Here is an 18,275-nt window from a genome sequence, read left to right as displayed (position 1 = left end):
CAGAAACTAATGGCCATTGACACTGCGGCTGGCCTGCAAAGTCCGGAGGAGGAAGCGCTACGCCTCCTACCAAGGCGAACAGGGCACTGTTGCCTCGAACCTGCTGAACCGGGACTTCCTGGCCGACGCCCCAAACCAGAAGTGGGTTACGGACGTGACCGAATTCAACGTAGGTGACCGGAAGCTCTACCTCTCGCCGGTCATGGACCTCTTCGACCGGCAGATTATCGCCCATTCAATCAGCACGTCCCCGAACCTAGCGCTCACTAACGATTCCCTGCGTGAGGCCCTCACCTTCCTGCAACCCGGTCAGCAGCCGCTCGTGCATTCGGACCAAGGCTTCCAATACCAGCACGCCTCCTGGCGTGCCCTCCTTGAAGGCGCCGGCGCAGTCCAGTCGATGTCACGCAGGGCCAACTGCTACGACAACGCCGTGATGGAGAACTTCTTCGGTCATCTCAAGGAAGAGCTCTTCCACCACGTCCGGTTCCTCAACACCGATGCCCTGGCAGCAGCGCTGCATGAATACATCCGCTGGTACAACAACGACCGGATCTCGACAAAGCTCGAGGGCCTGAGCCCGGTGCAATACCGTGCTCAGGCCCTCGCGGCTTAGGATCTTACTTGGCCAGTCCAACTATTGGGGCCCAGTTCACTTGCCGGTCTCTCCTTTTTCCCTAGCGGAGGAAACCTCCAGTATGTCCGGTTTGATCGGGCGGCTAGGTTCCAGGCAGGCCCACCGGGACCCACCCACGGACGGGGTACACAGACAGCGGCACGGTCTTTGTTCCGGGTTTTCATAGGGTAGGTCCACTGGTGACACTGGTGGTGGCCGGCGATGGCTTGAGCCCTCTAAGACCGGGGCTTATCCCCCCAGCCGTCGCCGGCCCGGTCGCTGCTGCAGCCGGCGATTCCACCATGCGGGACGGTTCCTGGCCTGAGTTAGCAGGCGCAGGTACTCGCGACGCTGTTCGTCCATCAGCCAGGGAACCATGAGAGCCAGGACGAATGCGCCCCGCAAGCCACCGCGTCGGTTTTCCAGCAACCCGCCGAAGGCTGCGACCCCGGAGACGTACAGGATGAAGTTGTATGGCGGCATCAGCCGACCGGTCAGCCCTTCGCACTCGGTGAGCCATGGCAGCCCGGCCACCTTGGTCGTGGGCCAGGTGGAGAAATGGGAGATCACCGCAGACAGGAGCACGCCGTTGAGTACGGCGAAGAGAGGATCGCGGGAATGAGGTTGACGGCCAGCTTCCCTGAACGCCACGGCAGTACCGGCGCCAAAGAATGCGGCGGCAGGGAGGGGTCCGACCCTGGAGGCAAAGGGCAGACCCACCCCAGAGGCCAGCTCGTAAAACACGTGGGCACCGGCCCCGATCGCTCCGATCTGCGTCCAGCGTCTGCAGTGGGGAGGAAGAATTTCGCCTCTTCCCTCGTTTCGTGGTTGGCGCACCATTCAGGAATAGTAACTGCCCCAGCGAGGGCTGGAGAAGAGATTCTGCCCAGGTCTTGCTTTTGAGTGGCTCGGGTCCGCGCGGTAGTCCTGGACATGGTCCCGACCTGGCCGACATAAGGTACTAGGATTGCCTTTGCGCTGGCTCTGGAAGCCAGTTTGATCCCAAATACAGCGGACACGTTCGCGCACTTTGCTCGTGCTGGATGGAGGTCGGTCTCGGAGGCCTTCGCGGTATCCAAGAACATGGAATCGATCCTGACTCCTGCCCTGGTATCCGGATTCGTCGCCGACCTGCTGGCGAGCCCGCAGGTACCCCACAGTGTTCGCGAGAAGGTCGTAAATGAACTCGCCATGTACGTGGTCGACGACAACGCTGAGGCGCTCCGAGCCGCGGGTGAGTACGCACGCGAGATGAAAATCTGGCTTCCCCTCGCGGAGGTTCAGCGTATCGCCCGAACCACCCAGAATCCGGAGCTGATCCTGTCTCATTTGGTGCGTGCCCGAGACATGACTCCTGAGTCCTTGATCGAGTCGCTGGCGCTTCTCGCCTCCCCTTACAACACGCTCACCAGTGGACCGGGGGTAGAGTTTGACCTCCCGTCAGGTTCCTCCAACAACACGCTCTTCGAGCGCCTGGCAACCTCAGGCAAGGTCGAGATCGTCAAGAACGGATGGGGTTCTGGGAAGAAGGTCCGCAACCTTGCCTAAGCATCACGCACTCAGTCCGCCGATTCACGACGCTGTCCATCGAAGCAATAGAACCGCGCGCACGGCTCTTGGCGATCCTGCCGCTACCTAAGGATTCAAGCGTCCTTTCCGTCATCGAGTTGTGCGCAACTTGCGGACCTCGGCCTCCGCCGCGGCGAGTCGGGCTTCGACTTTCTTCCGGTCAAGGTTCGCTGATGACGCCGGTGCCGGCTTCGTCTTCGGAACCAGCCAACCGATCCGCTGGTAGCCGGTGATTCTCCGCGCACGCGTGCATGCGTAGCAGTCCCTCCCGGGCTCGGGGCGAGGCCAGCGCAGCTCGATCATCTTCCGGATGTGGTCGCGCTCGGGGCTCTCGTGTGGCCAGCCGGTGCGCCCTTCCGCTGTCCAGATCTCCTCGAATTCACGGCGGATCTCCGCGATGCGCTCCTCCGACACCAGCTTGGGCCCGTCCTCAGGCTTCCAATCCACGTCGCTACAGACCTGGTCGTGGTGCCCGCAGGAGAGCTTGACCTTCCAGAACGCCGACGTGTGTGGGTCGAGTTTTCGGATCTTCGCCCAGTCCTCGGCGTCCATCCAGTCGTAGTCCGGTTCCTCAGGATCAGGCGGGAAGTCCACGACTTTCCTGTCAACCCACTCGAGAATGTCACGGTATGGCTTGGCGGTAGGTCCGTGGTCGGTCGGGCACCAGTACTCGCCGGCTGGGAGCCGGCTTTCGGTGACGGGGTCGAGATAACTGCGATCGTCCGGATACTTGTCCTCCCCATGTGTGTAGACCTCGTGCGTGCAGCCGCACTCCAGCTGGACGCGCCAGCGAAACATGTCCTTGGCTTCTGGGATGAGGAGTGGCCAGAACATCGGCTTGTACCGCTCGCGCAGCTCTGCGACGCTCTTCTCGAATTCCCGGAGCGCCTTATTCTGGGGCCGCGCCCGCCCGGGCACCCGCGTCAGCAGCCTCCCTGGTTCACCAGTCTGGTCTTCGGAAACAGGGGCAGTACTGGTGGCACTCATTCTTCGATGTTCGTCTACAGCGTCCCCCAAGTCTAGGGAACGGGAGACCATCCGATAGGAGACCGACCGACAAACGTTGAAACAGGAGATGGGTGGCCTAGGTTATGGCACGGACGCCCAAGGATCTGAAGCTCGCTTCAGCCGCCGCCGAGCCTCCCCCCACGGGGCGGGGCACATGTCGCCCCTCTGGAATGGTGAGCTGGACAGTCCCTCCTTCTGGGCCGGGCGCTTTCCCTTGTGCGTCCTCAACTGCTGCGGGCTGCGTCCGGCTGCCCCTGCAGCACCCCCGGCCAGCACGAACATGCCTACAGGTTCGCGATGTAGCACGTTCGAACCAGAGACCGCTTACGGCTCGATGAGCCCGGTGCGGATGGCGAACCTTGTGAGATCCAGCCGGTCGCGTAACCCGAGCTTCTGCAAGACGTTGGCCCGGTGGCGGTCGACGGTTTTCACGCTGATCCTGAGGATCTCGGCGATCTCCTTGGTGGAGTTCCCCTCTGCGATGAGCTTCGTAATCTGCTCCTCGCGGGGCGTGAGGATGCTGTCCGGCCTCCGGTCGCCGCGGCGGTCGCGCTCGAGATAGTCGCGGATGAGTGCGGTGACCGCGCCGGGGTAGAGGAACGACTCCCCGCGCATCGCTGCGCGGCAGGCCTCGATGAGGTCGCGGTCGGCGACCGAGTTGAGGACATAACCCGAGGCCCCGGCACGCAGCGCCTCGAAGAAGTACTGCTCGTTGTCATACATCGAGAGGATGAGGATCCGCACGTCGGGTGCGCTCCGCGATATCTGCCGCGCCGCCTGGATGCCGGTCATCTGCGGCATGGCGATGTCAAGAACAGCGAGGTCCACCCCGCCCGCGGTCGCGGCAGCGACGGCCTCTGTGCCGTCGGCGGCCTCGGCCACGACGGTGAGGTCGGGTTCCGCGTCGAGGATCATTCGTAGGCCGCGGCGGACCAGGGCGTGGTCGTCGGCGAGCAGGATCCGTGTGGGGTCGGCCATCGGATCAGCTCCTCGCCTCGACGCCGGGAACGACGAGCCGAACGTCGGTCCCCCCGCTCGGCCGGGCTGTGATCGTCAGCTCGGCTCCGATGGGCAGGGCCCGTTCGCGCATCCCGCGGATGCCCGCGCCCTCGCGGAGGTCGCCGCCCTGCCCGTCGTCGCGAATCCGCAGGGTCAGCCCCTTCGTCGACGAAGTGAGTGAGAAATCGACCCGTGTCGCGTGTGCATGTCGGGCGACGTTGGTGAGCGCCTCCTGTGCGATGCGGTAAAGCACCAACTCAACCTCCCCGCTGAGCTCGCGAAGCTCGTCATCGAGCTCCCAGGCCACCGGGATCCCGCTCGAGCGGGAGAACTCCGTGCCCAGGGAGGTCAGCGCACTTCGCAGGCCGAGGTCGGCGAGCACGCCCGGGCGCAGACGCTGCGCCACCAGGCGGACCTCCTCCAGGCTCGCGCGGACCGCCTCCTGCGCGACGAGGCTCTCCTCACGCAGATCGTCGGGGGCTCGGTCGACGACTCGCTTGAGGCTGAGCAGAGCAACGGTCAGGCTCTGGCCGATCTCATCGTGCAGTTCCCGCGAGATCCTCTGACGTTCCCCCTCCTGCGCGGCCAGCGCGAGGGCGCTGCTCGCGCTGTTCTCCGCCTCCAGCCGGTCCAGCATCTCATTGAACGTGCGGATGAGATGCTCGAGGTCGCCGTTGCCGGCCTCGATCGCCCGATCGCCGCCGCGCCGCAGCAGGCCAACCCGGCGCATCACACTCGTCAACGCGTCCAGCGGCGCGAGGCTGGCCCCGCACCAGGGCGGCGTTCGCGGCGAGGATGAGAGCCAGTCCAATGAGGAGGACCGGCACCTCGGTGAGCAGGACAGGCGACGACACCGTCGCCGGCGAAAGCGCCAACACGAGCGTGCCGACCGCGAAGAGCAAACCATTGATCATGAACAGACGCCAGAACAGCAACTGTGCCGGTCCCTTCGGAGGCACGCCGCGTGCCGTTCCGGTGGCCCTGGTTTCGAGCGCGATCCGCATGCGTACTAGCCTTACGCGGCCCGCGTCCTTTGTCCATGAGGGCTCGCACCCACGGGCGGCCGAGTCCCGTGCGCGCGGCGCACCGGAAATGGGTGTCAGGCCCAATGGCACCTCCCTGACCGAAAGGGGAGACTGAATGTACCCCTAGAACTGACGGAACGGAGGGCCCAATGGAGACCACCCACTCCACCGTTCCCGGCTCAGGCGTGCTGCACGACTGCCAGACCCGCGACGGCCAGCAATTCCGCATACTCGTCGCGCGTCCCGGCAAACGCGAAATCTTCGTTTACGACACCACGGAGCCCGATCGGGTCGTGGCAAGGATCGTGCTCGAGGAGGACGAGGCCGATCAGGTCGCCGAGCTCCTGCACAGCCAACCGATCACCGATCGCATAGCCGAACTCGAACGCCGGGTCGCCCAGCTCGCAGGGAGCGAGCGATGACGATCGTGGACCCGCGCGTACCGTCGATTCACACCGGAGCCTCGCTTGATAGATGCGACTGGGCTGGATCGACAATCTGAAAAGCCAGGTACTCGCAGGATCACTCTGGGAGAGGACCCGATGGAGCACCTCAGCCGATTCGCCCGCGAATTCCTTAAGGCGCTCAGAAACCTTCTGCCCATCGTTATCGTCGTTGTCCTGTTCCAACTGCTGGTGTTCCGCTCCATGCCCGATGACCCGCTGGAGCTGGTGGCGGGACTCCTGATCGTGGCCGTGGGCATCGCCCTGTTCCTCTACGGCCTGGACCTGAGTATCTTCCCCGTCGGCAAAAACCTGGCGAACCAGTTCGTCCGGAGCGGGGCCCTGGGGTTGTTGCTGCCCTTCGGGTTTGCCATTGGATTCGCTGCCTCCATCGCGGAGCCGGCGGTGATCGCTGTCGCGGAGCAGGCCCAATTAGTCAGCGAGGGCCGGATCAATGCGCTGGTGCTGCGCTTCGTCATCGCTGTGTCGGTGGGGCTGGTCTTGATCCTGGGCATCCTGCGTGTCCTGCGGGGCTGGGCGGTGTACAAACTGCTGATCGCCGGTTATGCGGTGGCGCTGGGCCTCACGTATATCGCACCGCCGGAGATCATCGGTCTTGCTTACGATTCCGGCGGGGTCACCACCAACATCGTCAGTGTCCCGCTTATCGCGGCGATCGGTCTCGGTCTGGCCAATTCCATCCGGGGACGCAGCCTGCTCGCCGACGGCTTCGGTCTGGTCGCGCTGTGCGTGATGGTGCCCATGATCGGGGTCCAGCTCTACGGCATCTGGGTCTACACCTTCGGCGATGCCGGGCCGGCACCGCCGGTCACCGACGCCGGGGAGGACCCACGGATTGGGTGATCGGCATGATCCTAGGCCTCGCCTCAATGGTCCGGGAGGTCCTGCCCATTGTGGCCGTTGTCCTCTTCTTCCAATGGGTCGCCCTGCGGCGCAGGCTGCCCCACCCCCTGCGGGTCGTCATCGGCTTCATCATGGTCCTGGTGGGACTGCATGCCTTCGTGGTGGGACTCAAGCTCGGGCTGTTCCCGCTCGGGACCCTGATGGCCGAGCAACTGATCGAGCAGGGAATCCCGGCCATGATCCTGCTCTTCGCGCTGCTCATCGGCTTCGCGGTCACCATGGCCGAACCTGCCCTCGTGGCCATCGCAGAACAGGCACAAGACGCATCTCCAGGCAAGATCAGCGCATTCGCCGTCCGGGTCATTGTCGCCGTTGGTGTAGCCCTCGGGATCGGCTTCGGCGTCCACCGCATTCTGGTGGGAGGGCCGTTCCACTACTTCATCATGACCGCCTACGCCGTCGCTATCGTGCTGGTGTTCTTCGCCCCGAAGCACATCATCGCGCTGGCCTTCGACCTCGGCGGGGTGACGACGTCGGAGGTCACCGTGCCACTGGTAACTGCCCTCGGCATCGGCCTTGCGGCCGCCGCGGACGGCCGGAACGTATTGATCGACGGGTTCGGCCTGATCGCCTATGCCTCCATCTTCCCTGTCATCTCCGTCATCCTGTATGCCTGGTGATGGAGAGATTTCCCCGCCTAAGGAGGGAACCGGCATGAAATTCACAGCAGTCATCGTGATCGCCCCGGACGAGCTTGAAGATAGGGTGATTGAACACGCCCAGCGGGCCGGTGCTACGGGCGTGACCATCCTGCCGGGCAAGGGCATCGGGGGCCAGGCCAGAAAGACGTTCTTCGGCCTCACCTTCGAAGGGACGCAGTCCGTGCTGCTGATGGTCGTGGGGACACACCTGACCGCACCGATCCTGAAGGAACTGCACCAGGTCTTGGTCCAGGGGACCGAATCCCGCGGCCTGGCCTTCGCGATCCCGATCGAGCACCTGACCGGGATCGACATGCGCCAGGTCGTCAGGTTCGAGGAGCATCTGCGCCGCGAGGGCTCCTGACCCGGTCCAGCACTTCACAAGGAGGAAAGAGATGCTCACCGTCAAAGATGTCATGGTCCCCGAGGTCGTCACGATCTCCCCGTACAGCACACTGCGGGAGGCACTGTCCATGATGAAGGAGCGCCAGGTGAAGAGCCTCGTGGTGGAGCGGCAGGACGCCCACGACGCCTACGGCATGCTCAGCTACAGGGAACTCCTGGACACCGTCGTTGCCCAGGAAGGGGATGTGGACCTGCTGAACGTATATGATGCCGCCACGATCCCCGCGATCACTGTCAACGAGGACCTGTCCGTCCGCCAGGCCGCCGCTTTGATGAGCCGCTACCACCTCAGCCGCCTCGTTGTCGTCGAAGGCAACCAGCTCGTCGGCCTGCTCGCCATGAATGACATCCTCGCCCGGCTCATGGAGGAACTAACGTGACCCGGCTGCGCTGACCAGGACGTCGGCACGGGACATTTTTGTCGGGACTAGCCGAGGACGCACCGAATGGACCAGAACTCACCGGATGCCCGCTCCCGCTCCTTCCTGTTCGGAGCGGGAAGTCCTTCTGAGTTACTGCGCATCGGTTCGATCCTGCGCAAAGAGACTGTCGGCGGCGCGCTGCTCGTGGCGGCCGCGATCATTGCGCTGATCTGGGCAAACTCCCCGCTGTCTGCCGGCTACTTCCAGCTGCGGGACATCCGAGTCGGATACGAGCCGTGGCATCTGAAGCTCAGCCTGGGCGAGTGGGCGTCGGACGGTCTGCTGGCCATCTTCTTCTTCCTCGTCGGCCTTGAACTTAAGCGGGAGTTCCTGATCGGGGATCTGCGCGAACCCGGCAAGTCGGTCGTTCCGGTTGCCGCTGCCGCCGGTGGGGTCGCTGTCCCCGCCATCATTTACTCCGTGGTCAACCTGGCCAGTCCCGAAACGCTGAGGGGCTGGGCGATCCCGACGGCCACGGACATCGCCTTCGCCGTCGCTGTTCTGGCCCTGATAGGTTCGCACCTGCCGGGCGCGTTGCGGATTTTTCTCCTGACACTCGCCGTGGTTGATGACCTGATCGCAATTGGCATCATCGCGTTCTTCTATTCGCAGGACATCCGTCCGGAACCGCTGCTGCTGGTGCTTCTCGCCTTGGGTTCCTACACCCTTCTTGCCCACAGGTACCGGCGGTTCTTCGCTACACGGGCAGCGGCCTGGCTGATCCTGCTTCCCTTGGCCGCTGCCGCCTGGGTGCTGGTCCACAATTCAGGGATTCATGCGACTGTTGCAGGAGTCATGCTGGGCTTCGCTGTCCCGCTCGCTCACTCCAAGGACGGACCGCAGCCGGGTGGGGGGGTTGGCCGAGATCCTGGAGCACCGGCTGCGCCCCGTTTCAGCTGGTATCGCCGTGCCGGTGTTTGCCTTCTTTTCCGCCGGTGTGCAGGTGGGCGGCCGGGACGGGATCGGATCCCTGTTCGCGAACCCGGTGACCCTTGGGATCATCATCGCCTTGGTCATGGGGAAACCGATCGGGATTCTTGGAACGGTCTGGCTCCTTACCAAGTCCACCAGGGCAAGACTGGACCGCTCCATCAAGTGGATCGATATTTTCGGGGTTTCGCTCCTCGGCGGGATCGGCTTCACCGTTTCCCTGCTGGTCGCGGAACTCAGCTTCGGCCACGGCAACAACTATGGTGACCAGGCGACGACAGGCATCCTGGCGGCGTCCCTCATCGCCTCACTGTTGGCCGCTGCGGTCCTGCTGCCCAGGAACCGGCACTACCGACATACCAACTCGTCCCGGCCTTCCAGCGCGGCAGGCCCAGGCTCCGGAGAGTCTTCGCATTCGGCTGCATGAACTCTTCGACGCAGCGGGCCTGGCACCCCACGCAGCAAGGCTGCCGGCCGACCTGCCACGGCAACCCGCTGCACCAGATCATGGAGCAGGAAGAGAACCATCACTGCCATCTTGCGGTCTAGCGTTGCTCGCCGAGGGCAGGTCCGTCAGCCAGACAGCCAACGCCTGCGCGTACTCCTCCGCCAGCGCGTTCCGGCCTTCGGGCGGACGCCAGTGTCGCTGTACCGGTAAGGGCGGCGGCATACGCGACGTCATAGACGGACATCCGAAATAGCCGGGACCGGGTGACCGGGTAGGCCTGGAATCGTGAGCACCTCTCCCCCGGCTGCACAGGCATAACCTGAAGATTGTCAGAGTCCGCACCAACGGCGAACCCGGGCAGCCGTTCGGCGGGTTCGGGCAGGCGCTGCTTCCGCGCACATTGTTGGACCAGGAGGGCATCCGCACAGACCACCAGTCCGGGTACTTCAGATCCTGACCGAAGCGGTACAGATCGTAGAACCAGTTGCGGCCTTCAGGGGTGGATGTGAAGAGAGCCCAGCCCTTGTAGTCGGCGAGCATGGGGCGGATGTTTGACGGTAAGCCAGCCACCGCTCGAATGCATTCACGCATACATGGTTAAGGACATACCCCCGGAGGTGCGGGAATGAGTAAAGATCATGCGGCGTTGGACGTACCCGGCCCTCCCGCGCAGACGCCGTGGATGTAGTCCACGCGGATCAATCGGACAAACGACACGCTTTCGCTGCAGTAGTTGAACTCGATCGACCGCGATTTTCAGGCAAATCTCTCCCCCGCAAGTTCGTGTGTCGGGACGTCCTCGATCTCGTCAACAGAGAGCCAGCAGGTCGAGTGGGACGAGGTCAAGGACCGCAACCCCGGCACAGTGGACCGTGGCGGAGGGCAGCAGCGGCAAACTGTACGCCCTGACAGGATTTCATGTGGTGAACAAGCTCTACTAACGTCGTCATTGAAGAGGGACGCGTGAGGATGAGACATTGAGTACAGGTGGTGAAGCGCATGAATAACGAGTTTGAGCAGGCCAAGGAACTGTTGGAGACGGCCGCGGAGGAAGAATATGCCCGCGCCGCCGGATACGAGCTTGACGCCGAACACGCTCGTGCCGAAATCGCCTACGCGCGGACCCATGACGACGTCAACGAGGACGCGGTCAAACTTTTGAAGAAGACTCTTGAGGACAGCGAACGGCAGGCCCGGGAACATCAACTCAAGGCCATGAACCTGAAAAAGGCCGTGAGGAAGCTGGCCTGACCAGCACCCTCCCGGCGCTGGCGATCCGGCAACGTTTAGGTCGAAAAGGACACGTCCTTTTGCATCCAGTGCAGTGCCGTCAGTTCTTGTGGGAGCCGGTGTTCAACCGAACGGCGGCCGGTGCTTCCTTGCGGAGGAGCATAGGCAGCCCTACCCTAGGTAACCTTGCCTACCCCCGTTAAGGGGTAGGCAGCGTCGTCCCCGATGTCGCCATGATGCGCGCCCTGTCCAATGCGGTAGCTCAGCGCCGCCGGTCCGCCCGTTGGGCAATCGCCGCACGATCAGCGCCGTGACGTCATCCGCTGTGCTGTCTGCCGGAGCGAGGTCGAGCACCGCCTGCAGGCGAGATCGGCGGTGAGCTGGGTGCGGACCGCGTCATCGACGTGCTTCGCGAAGTCGTCATCCACGTGCTTCGTGAAGTCCTCGAGGGTTCCGAAGGACGCCAGGACTCCGTCGGTCACGACCACGAGGCTGTCTCCGGGGCCAGATCCACTTCCGACGCCGCCGGCGACGTTGATGTGGTGGCTTTGCGTGAGTCGGTAGCCTCGCGGTTCAAGTCTGCGTGACGTCAGGTGTCGATGTTCGAAGCCGATTGGAAGCACGATAAGGGATCCTCTACCGGGTAGCGGAACATCGGCGTTAGAAGCATCTAAAGCCCTGCGCTGACCGCTTTCTCAACTCGATGTCCTAAGGGGCCACCGGTAGCGTGAGTGCCCGAAGGCTCGTCGGCCCCCCACCGGCGGGCCTTCTTCACACAACTCACGGGCAGCGGTGTGGATGCGGTACGGCCGCCACTCGTGCTGTAAGCCGAATATTGGTTGTCCAACTCTCCAGGCCAACCGGCCCGGGGCTGAAGATCAGGAAGGGATTATGCCTGCCCTTGAACCTCGCCGGCGACCTGTGCTGCCCTGCGCAGTCGCAGCAAGTCCCAGCATTCATCCAGGCCCTGCCGCACCTGACGCAGCCGCGCCCTGACCTCCTCCAGTTCCACGGCGCTGCTGCCGCCGCCAGCCTCTGAACGGGCGGCCGAGAGTTCCGCACTGAGGCGGTCCTCCTCCTCAATCAGAAACGGAATCAGTAGCGCGATGTCCTGTTGGGGCATCATGCGGTTCAGAGCGGGCGAATGTTTTCGGCTTGCGGTCCTTTTTGGCCCTGCACGACGTCAAACTCGACTCGCTGGTTCTCTTCCAGGGAGCGGTAGCCACTGCTTGCAATGGCCGAATAGTGCGCGAAGACATCCGCGGACCCGTCGTCCGGAGCGATGAAACCGAACCCCTTCTCGCCGTTGAACCACTTCACGATACCTGTTGCCATGGAACGCGTTCCTCTCAAAATGTCAGGCTGAAGCCGGCTATCTCGGAGGCCGTCTCCCGCTCCCCCAAAGCTACGATGCCGGAATTGGGTGTGCAAGGCCGCCGCCACCGCAGTTCTAACGACAATCAGCTGCTCTCCAATCCCTGCAACGATTCCCCGCAGGCCCAGCGCCAACGATTCTCCTCGACCCCCAAGATGGATTTAGCGTCGGAACGGTGGGTCGGTTCGGGGCGAACAGATTTTGTTGACCACATCCCTTAACTCCGCGCACTCGCTTATCGGTCTACTCGATGTACCGACGCCACGCGTCCCGTCTATTGGCGGCGAGAGCATCAATAACGTCGTCCTTGGACCGGGCAGCCTCAGTGACTCCAAGTGCCCGGCCAATCTCCTGCCATCCGGCTCCAGCGGCGATTGACCCACGGATCGCCTCACCAAACGCCTTGTCCACAGCCATGGAGACGCGGCAACATTCGCGGAGATCCCCCAGCGTATCTTGCCCCCAACGGCCACGCTGCCGGAGGCGAAGCCGGTCTCCGTGCCCCGATAGGCGAACTCGCCGAACCTGCGCAAACATGGCGGCTACCTTCCTTTGAGCCAATTCATTTCAGCATATGTCGCATGGGCGACCGCATACCAGAGCCCCAAATGACGTTAACTTTGTCTACTCCACGGCATCTCTGAGGGAACATCCAAGACGCCAATCGTCCCGCTCACGTGGGTTTATATATGGCCCGCCCGGTGGTAAAATCGGCGGCCCAGCGGACAGCCGTTCGCGCCGGAAGCGAAATCCCGGCGGCCTGTCAGGGGCGTTTGGTGAAGGATTCGACTTTGTTCGGGTCGCGCTCGATGACGGGTTCCAGGATGGAATCGATTTGTCGGAGAAGTTCCGGATCCAGCTTGACGCTGGCTGCCTTGGTGTTGTCGGCCAGTTGCTCCGGCCGGGAGGCCCCGACGATGGCAGCGGAGACGTTGGGGTTCTGCAGGACCCAGGCACGGCCAGGACCGCCATGGACAGCCGGCTTCCTCCGCCAGCGGTTTCAATTCCTGTACCCGGGCAAGGACCGCGTTCTTCATGAAGCGGTGTTCCGACTTGAGCTCGCCATTTTCCCCCGTGAAACGGGACTCGGCCGGGGCGGCCTGGTCCTGGGTGTACTTTCCCGTCAGTACGCCCAGGGCCATGGGCGACCAGCAGATCTGCCCAAGTCCCAGCTCCTCGCTGACGGGGACGACTTCCTCTTCGATGACCCGCCAAAGCATGGAGTACTGGGGCTGGTTGGAAATGAGATGGATTCCGAGGTCCTTGGCCAGCGCAGCTCCCGCCCGGATTTCCTCAACCGTCCACTCGGACACGCCGATGTACAGCGCCTTGCCGGCCCGGACGACGTCGGCGAAGGCCTGCATCGTCTCCTCGAGGGGGGTTCGTAGTCGTAGCGGTGAACCCTGGACGTGGGAATCCCTGCGGCCCCCCACGGATGCCGCGGGTTCACCCTCCGCCGGGCGCTTCCGGGAATGCCGACCGCATAGGCTCTCGGCGGTTATTCCTAGGATCTAAGATGCGGGGCGCGGGCGTGGTTAGCGGACGTTGAAGAGCGGACCGGTGATGACGGGACCAATGTCGTGGCCCAGGGCGGCGAACGCTGCAAACATCACGAGGGCGGCGCCGGCCAGTGCCAGATCCTTGTAGAACTGCACCTGTTCCATGGCCCGGTTCCGGGGTTCGCTTTCCTTCCAGAAGGCGTGCATCCAAAAGGCGGTCGGTATGAGAAACAGGAAAAGTATCAACGCACCGAGGTCCGGCCAAACCCCAAGCGCGACCATGAGCGAACCCACGGCCATCTGGACGCCGGTCGCGACCACGAGAAACTCACTGCCGGCACCCCACGGCTTGCGGCGTAACTGGCCATCATCTTCCGCCTGGTGAAGTGCCCGTAGGCCGATACCAGAAACAGCGCCGCAAAAAGCAGCCGCCCGATCAAGATGAGAATACCCATCGGAACCTCCTAAGAGTCTCCTTTCACCGCCCGGGCAATCCGGCACCCCGGTCATCCCATGGATCCGGCGGTGGCCGCAGCGTTCCCCGGCGGTACCGCGGTGCCCATCAGGGTCAACCTCCCGTTGGTCCCGAATGTTCCCGAAGGACTGCCTTAAACCCGGCTTAAATCTCTTGCAAGGCGCAGCGCCCGGTGCCCTTAGAGTCCGCGTGGCCCTGGCTGCAGAAGCGGGTGTGCCGAGAAACGCTCTCCCGCAGCGGCACCTCGACCTCAAGAACCTCTTCCACGAAAAAGTGCGGGCACACGGCGACATTCCCGACGGTGAACGCCGACTTCGCCGGGAAGTAGCCAGGTTGAAGCGGCTGCGAGAAGACGACACCGAAAAGTTCCGGCAGCTGAGGAACGACAATGAAGCTCTCGTCAGGGCCCTCAATCTCTCACAGCTCGAAAACGAACAGCTTCGCCAGAAGCCCGCCAACCTCGGAAGCAACGTACGCGTCCTCGGTGAACAATCCGGTCGAACCCTGACCGGGCCTTAGGACCTAGCTCGGGTCCCACTTCGAAGGACGGTGTTACCGTCCCGTTGGAGGAACGGTCGGTGCAGCAGACTCGGTGTCGACGGTGGCGCCCGATCGATGTGACAGCTCGCGCCCAACGGGATCCTTGAACGCAACACCAAGAATTCACAAGCATGCGGCGAGCGAAGTGCATGGTTCGAGGACAGGATAGAGAACATGGAAGTCCTTGGGAGCCGCATCCTGCTTCATCCGTCCGAACCCGAGCGGAGCCACCGGTTTTATCGGGACACGTTGGGCTTGGCGATCTACCGAGAGTTCGGGAGTCGTGATGCGCCGGGTCTGGTCTTCTTCCTGGGCAACGGTTTTCTCGAGGTCAGCGGACGGTCGGCCGATCCACAGGGGAATGCCTTGGCGATCTGGATTCAGGTCCGCGACGTCCAACTCGAGCACGAGCGGCTGCTGGCAGCCGGGCTGGTGCCGGTAATCCGCAAGCCGCAGCAGGAGCCATGGGGGCTGGTGGAGATGTGGATCGCGGACCCCGGCGGAGTGCGCATCGTGCTGGTTGAGGTTCCGAAGGATCACCCCCTGCGACGGGACCAACGGTAATCATTTCTGCTCCGGGGCCGACCGCCTCCTCCGCGCCGCACGTGTTCGAAGGCGCCGGGTCTTAGCATTGGGCGTATGACTGTCGGTAAGATCAAGGAACGCTCAGGGCGGAAACCACAATGACCGGTGACAGGGATCGGGATGCTTCAAGGCGCCCGCGGCAGGCCCGGCCACGTGACGCTCTTGGGCGGCCCCTGCCGTACGGAAGCGCCGGCGTCGAGCCCGTCTCGGAGGAGCCGCTGCCGCCGGCGCAGACGTTGGTCTCGGCCCGGAGTCTGGTGGAGGCCGGCCGGCCCTTCGCCGCCCATGAGGTACTCGAAGCCCGCTGGAAAGCCGGGCCGACCGAAGAACGCAACCTCTGGCAAGGACTCGCCCAAATCTGCGTCGGGCTCACCCACGCCGCCCGGGGCAACAGCGTTGGCGCGCTCCGGCTCTTCGAGCGCGGTGCGGCCCGACTCGAGGAATACGGTTCCGGCGAAGGGCCGACCTATGGGCTGGACTTGTCCGCCGTGGTGAATTGCGCACGTGATCGCATGCGCACCGGCCATTGAGCCGGCGGCCAGCATCCCGCGGCAAGCGGCGGAGTCACTCCCAGGGGTCTGCTGATTGACTTGGTTGGCCTTCTTACGGGAGGAAAACCGTCAAGCCACCAATAGGTACCAAACGAAATACGACCAACCGATGTGGCGACAGTCCAGCAGGATCTTGCCGACGTGGCCCTTGGTTTCGAAGTAGGCATGCGCCGCGCGGTACGTTCCGGTGACACTCTTGGCGTCACCAAACTCGACCGCCTGGCACGCTCTCTTCCAGACGCCCGCGATATCGCTGACGAGCTAACACGGAAGGGCGTTGCTCTTAGTCTTGGCGGATCGGTCTACGATCCGGCCGATCCTGTGGACCAGTTGCTGTTCAACGTCCTTGGCATGGTCGCAGAGGCCGACCTGATCCGGATGCGAACCCGCGAGGGGATGGCGATCGCGAAAGCGAAGGGCAAGCTTCCGCGGGAAGCAGCCCAAACTTACGGCAGCCAAACGTCGCCACCTGCTCGCCGTCCACGCTGCCGGCACCCACACCCAGACGGAGCTGGCAGAACTCTTCGACGTCTCCCGTGCCACCATCTACCGTGAGCTCCAACGCGCGCAAGCAGCCCAAGCCTGACATTTAGCGCCGTGAAAAGGCCGCAATATCGCTGCGATTCAAAAGTCCAAGGAGACTGTCAGCCGTTGCCCGGACGATGAGAATGTCCGTTTGGTGAACTCTGCGAGAAGCATTGGCCCTGAATCTTCCGTGAGGGATCGAGATATCAGACACTAGGTTAACGGTGTCCTCCGTGCGTCGGGAAAGCAGGGCCCTCATGAACGAACCGATCACCCTGGTGGCATTGACCGGGCACAAAGACACCCGGCCGGCTCTCGTCCCCCTCCGGCTCCTTGAACCCGAGGACCTTCCCGAACTCCGCCGTGTTCAACAGCACGCCTGCGCCAATGGGCCTGCGCAGCCCGGTGACGCTGACAGCGCGCGGGCCCGCACTACAGGGGTTGAAGTCCTTGGCCGGACCCTCGAGGCGGCCTCACTGGTAACGTCCGGCCCGAACGGGCAGATCACCGCGGCCATCATCGTCACCGAACGCGACGGTGGGGCGGTCATCACAGAACTTTTCACACACCCTGATCACCGCCGCCAGGGCCTGGCCGAAGAACTTCTCCGACATGCCCTGCACGTCCTACATGCGCTGGATCACGCCACGGTGACCGTCACCGTGGACGATACCAACTCAGCGGCCATGGCCCTGTACCTCTCCCGAGACTTCCGCCGCCTCATGGACGAAGACCTCGACAGCGACTACGACTAAGCGGTCCAGGTTACAGCGGCGGCGTTTCTCGGGGCTGGTGTCGCACTGCGCGTCACGTAGGGTAGATCGGTCTGCGAGCCGTGTGTACGGTACTGATGTGGCTTCTCCGCAGACGCTAAGCGAGGCCGAGCGCCGCGTCGTCGCCACTTGGGCCGCAGACTGCGCTGAGCGAGTCGTGGCCTTATTTGAGGCAGAGGCTCCGGCAGATGGTCGCCCCCGCTACGCCATCGCCCGAGCCCGAGCCTTCGCTCGCGGTGAGCTCAGTGCCGCCGAAGAGATCCGCCGGCGGTTTGTTGCTGGCCGTGCCGCACGCGACGTGAATAGCCCTGCTGCGGTGGCTGCCGCCCGGTCTGCCACACAAGCCGCAGCCGTCGCTCACATGGGCGCGCACGCCTTGGGGGCAGCCGCGTATGCCGCGAAAGCGGCCGGACTGGCGGCGCCGGATCGGCTCCAGACGGTCGACGACGAGATCCACTGGCAACTCGAGCACATGAGTGCCGGAGCCCGGTCCGCGCTTCGGCGCTTGCCACCGCTGGGGGGAATTCCGCCGGTCCGCTGGGGTCAGGACTTCTCGCGTCCGGAATCCTCGCCTCGATCATCCGCGCGATCCAGGCCGACTTGGCTCGCCCTGACCAGCCTGCCTCCTCCAGCTGAATCTGCCGCCCGCAAGCCGGTCCTCGAACGTACACCGCTGCAACACGCCTGCCCCTCTGGAGCCCCCACCGCCTGCTGCCCATCTCGCACCCCGAGGAGTTGGAACGCCGCATCGGAGGAGTTCAGGAAGAGCGACGACTGGGAGAGCCCGGAGACGTGACCATTCTCTGAGCCGCGATGTCCAGCCACGGGTGGCGATCGCGGCAGAGCAGCACCAACTCTCAACAGAGCGGTGGGAAGGGAAAATACCGATTCATAGCCACTGCCTAGGCAAGGTCGAGGCGTTTTGCCTAGGCACACTAACCCCAGTTTGCGCCAGGCACCGCAGTGAGGTGGCTCGGCAGGCTGGCCTTCGCCGCAGCGTCGAGGTCCGCCCTCGCAGGTCGCCCGCTGGCTCAGGCAGACATTGCTTCCGCCTCCGTGCGCATGGCTGGCGGAAGTCGTCCACCGCTAGCACTGCATCACAATTACATTTAACGACATGTCCCCGGGGGTCTATGTAAAGGGTATGTTTTGCTCTCATGGACGAGGCGAAAAAAATCTCTGCTAAATCCAATGCCGTTTACTTAGGTGTCTTTGGTATTCGCTTGAGTGGCCAGTTGGACATCTTGCGTTTGATGACACGGGGATTGGAGCGCTGCCGGCGTGGGGGCAGG

The 18,275-nt window shown here is 63.6% G+C and carries 22 protein-coding genes and 3 pseudogenes; 15 read left to right on the top strand and 10 right to left on the bottom strand.

Features of this window, described 5'->3' with window-relative positions; translation table 11 throughout:
• Window positions 1-16 precede the first annotated feature (16 nt).
• On the top strand, window positions 17-616 hold the full coding sequence (locus J7E80_RS23045; protein ID WP_215054524.1) for an IS3 family transposase: 600 nt from the start codon (window positions 17-19) through the stop codon (window positions 614-616).
• Window positions 617-865: 249 nt separating this feature from the next.
• On the opposite strand, the gene J7E80_RS23040 is transcribed toward J7E80_RS23045, so the two are convergent.
• A complete protein-coding gene (locus J7E80_RS23040) occupies window positions 866-1,360 on the bottom strand; it encodes a hypothetical protein (RefSeq protein ID WP_215054523.1) in 495 nt (164 codons plus the stop codon).
• A gap of 252 nt (window positions 1,361-1,612) precedes the next feature.
• On the opposite strand from J7E80_RS23040, the gene J7E80_RS23035 reads away from it, so the two are divergent.
• Window positions 1,613-2,164, top strand: a complete 552-nt coding sequence (locus tag J7E80_RS23035; protein ID WP_215054522.1) for a hypothetical protein — start codon at window positions 1,613-1,615, stop codon at window positions 2,162-2,164.
• 111 nt (window positions 2,165-2,275) lie between these two features.
• Here J7E80_RS23035 and J7E80_RS23030 read toward each other — a convergent pair whose 3' ends face one another.
• The 3 genes from J7E80_RS23030 to J7E80_RS23020 form a co-directional block, all read right to left on the bottom strand.
• Window positions 2,276-3,172 (bottom strand): hypothetical protein, encoded by an 897-nt coding sequence (locus tag J7E80_RS23030; RefSeq protein WP_215054521.1) that lies wholly within the window; start codon window positions 3,170-3,172, stop codon window positions 2,276-2,278.
• Window positions 3,173-3,517: 345 nt separating this feature from the next.
• A complete protein-coding gene (locus J7E80_RS23025) occupies window positions 3,518-4,171 on the bottom strand; it encodes a response regulator transcription factor (RefSeq protein ID WP_215054520.1) in 654 nt (217 codons plus the stop codon).
• Window positions 4,172-4,175: 4 nt separating this feature from the next.
• Complete coding sequence (locus J7E80_RS23020) at window positions 4,176-5,003, bottom strand: sensor histidine kinase (RefSeq protein WP_215054519.1); 828 nt, start codon at window positions 5,001-5,003, stop codon at window positions 4,176-4,178.
• A 363-nt stretch (window positions 5,004-5,366) separates the two neighbouring features.
• On the opposite strand from J7E80_RS23020, the gene J7E80_RS23015 reads away from it, so the two are divergent.
• The 7 genes and pseudogenes from J7E80_RS23015 (at window position 5,367) to J7E80_RS22990 (ending at window position 10,681) form a co-directional block, all read left to right on the top strand.
• On the top strand, window positions 5,367-5,639 hold the full coding sequence (locus J7E80_RS23015) for a hypothetical protein (protein ID WP_215054518.1): 273 nt from the start codon (window positions 5,367-5,369) through the stop codon (window positions 5,637-5,639).
• A 120-nt stretch (window positions 5,640-5,759) separates the two neighbouring features.
• On the top strand, window positions 5,760-6,524 hold the full coding sequence (locus J7E80_RS24115) for a DUF1538 domain-containing protein (RefSeq protein ID WP_251037283.1): 765 nt from the start codon (window positions 5,760-5,762) through the stop codon (window positions 6,522-6,524).
• A gap of 5 nt (window positions 6,525-6,529) precedes the next feature.
• The gene (locus J7E80_RS24110) at window positions 6,530-7,204 is read left to right on the top strand and encodes a DUF1538 domain-containing protein (RefSeq protein WP_251037284.1); all 675 of its coding nucleotides are present in this window, start codon (window positions 6,530-6,532) and stop codon (window positions 7,202-7,204) included.
• Window positions 7,205-7,238: 34 nt separating this feature from the next.
• Window positions 7,239-7,589, top strand: a complete 351-nt coding sequence (locus tag J7E80_RS23005; RefSeq protein ID WP_215054517.1) for a P-II family nitrogen regulator — start codon at window positions 7,239-7,241, stop codon at window positions 7,587-7,589.
• A 31-nt stretch (window positions 7,590-7,620) separates the two neighbouring features.
• Window positions 7,621-8,010, top strand: coding sequence for a CBS domain-containing protein (locus J7E80_RS23000; protein WP_215054516.1), 390 nt, complete (start codon window positions 7,621-7,623; stop codon window positions 8,008-8,010).
• A gap of 66 nt (window positions 8,011-8,076) precedes the next feature.
• A pseudogene (gene nhaA, locus J7E80_RS22995) lies at window positions 8,077-9,409 on the top strand (Na+/H+ antiporter NhaA).
• Window positions 9,410-10,429: 1,020 nt separating this feature from the next.
• Window positions 10,430-10,681, top strand: a complete 252-nt coding sequence (locus tag J7E80_RS22990; RefSeq protein ID WP_215054515.1) for a hypothetical protein — start codon at window positions 10,430-10,432, stop codon at window positions 10,679-10,681.
• A gap of 281 nt (window positions 10,682-10,962) precedes the next feature.
• Here the strand turns inward: J7E80_RS22990 and J7E80_RS22985 are convergent, their stop codons facing one another.
• The 6 genes and pseudogenes from J7E80_RS22985 to J7E80_RS22960 all read right to left on the bottom strand — a co-directional run bounded on the left by J7E80_RS22985 (window position 10,963) and on the right by J7E80_RS22960 (window position 14,044).
• Window positions 10,963-11,283, bottom strand: coding sequence for a hypothetical protein (locus J7E80_RS22985; protein WP_215054514.1), 321 nt, complete (start codon window positions 11,281-11,283; stop codon window positions 10,963-10,965).
• Window positions 11,284-11,549: 266 nt separating this feature from the next.
• Entirely contained in the window at window positions 11,550-11,786 is a 237-nt protein-coding gene (locus J7E80_RS22980) for a DUF2630 family protein (protein ID WP_215054513.1), read from the bottom strand.
• 5 nt (window positions 11,787-11,791) lie between these two features.
• Window positions 11,792-11,995, bottom strand: coding sequence for a cold-shock protein (locus J7E80_RS22975; RefSeq protein ID WP_215054512.1), 204 nt, complete (start codon window positions 11,993-11,995; stop codon window positions 11,792-11,794).
• 283 nt (window positions 11,996-12,278) lie between these two features.
• Window positions 12,279-12,452, bottom strand: a complete 174-nt coding sequence (locus J7E80_RS22970; RefSeq protein ID WP_215054511.1) for a hypothetical protein — start codon at window positions 12,450-12,452, stop codon at window positions 12,279-12,281.
• Between the two features lie 346 nt (window positions 12,453-12,798).
• Window positions 12,799-13,440 (bottom strand): annotated as a pseudogene (locus J7E80_RS22965) (aldo/keto reductase); the annotation flags it as partial.
• Window positions 13,441-13,570: 130 nt separating this feature from the next.
• Complete coding sequence (locus J7E80_RS22960; protein ID WP_251037282.1) at window positions 13,571-14,044, bottom strand: DoxX family protein; 474 nt, start codon at window positions 14,042-14,044, stop codon at window positions 13,571-13,573.
• A gap of 178 nt (window positions 14,045-14,222) precedes the next feature.
• Between J7E80_RS22960 and J7E80_RS22955 the strand changes: the two genes are divergently transcribed.
• From J7E80_RS22955 to J7E80_RS24770, 6 genes and pseudogenes are all read left to right on the top strand, one after another.
• Entirely contained in the window at window positions 14,223-14,528 is a 306-nt protein-coding gene (locus J7E80_RS22955) for a hypothetical protein (protein WP_215054510.1), read from the top strand.
• A 195-nt stretch (window positions 14,529-14,723) separates the two neighbouring features.
• Window positions 14,724-15,113 (top strand): VOC family protein, encoded by a 390-nt coding sequence (locus tag J7E80_RS22950; protein WP_215054509.1) that lies wholly within the window; start codon window positions 14,724-14,726, stop codon window positions 15,111-15,113.
• 119 nt (window positions 15,114-15,232) lie between these two features.
• Window positions 15,233-15,664: a DUF309 domain-containing protein gene (locus J7E80_RS22945; protein ID WP_215054508.1), complete on the top strand. Its 432-nt coding sequence runs from the start codon at window positions 15,233-15,235 to the stop codon at window positions 15,662-15,664.
• Between the two features lie 195 nt (window positions 15,665-15,859).
• Window positions 15,860-16,271: pseudogene (locus J7E80_RS22940) on the top strand (recombinase family protein); the annotation flags it as partial.
• Between the two features lie 196 nt (window positions 16,272-16,467).
• On the top strand, window positions 16,468-16,965 hold the full coding sequence (locus J7E80_RS22935; RefSeq protein ID WP_215054507.1) for a GNAT family N-acetyltransferase: 498 nt from the start codon (window positions 16,468-16,470) through the stop codon (window positions 16,963-16,965).
• A gap of 37 nt (window positions 16,966-17,002) precedes the next feature.
• Window positions 17,003-17,779 (top strand): putative immunity protein, encoded by a 777-nt coding sequence (locus J7E80_RS24770; protein WP_396020848.1) that lies wholly within the window; start codon window positions 17,003-17,005, stop codon window positions 17,777-17,779.
• Window positions 17,780-18,275: the final 496 nt, after the last annotated feature.

It is taken from the genome of Arthrobacter sp. ISL-28 (assembly GCF_018613875.1).
Classification (GTDB): domain Bacteria; phylum Actinomycetota; class Actinomycetes; order Actinomycetales; family Micrococcaceae; genus Arthrobacter.
Note: the sequence above shows the minus strand (reverse complement) of the source record. Positions and strands in the feature narration are given on the sequence as shown.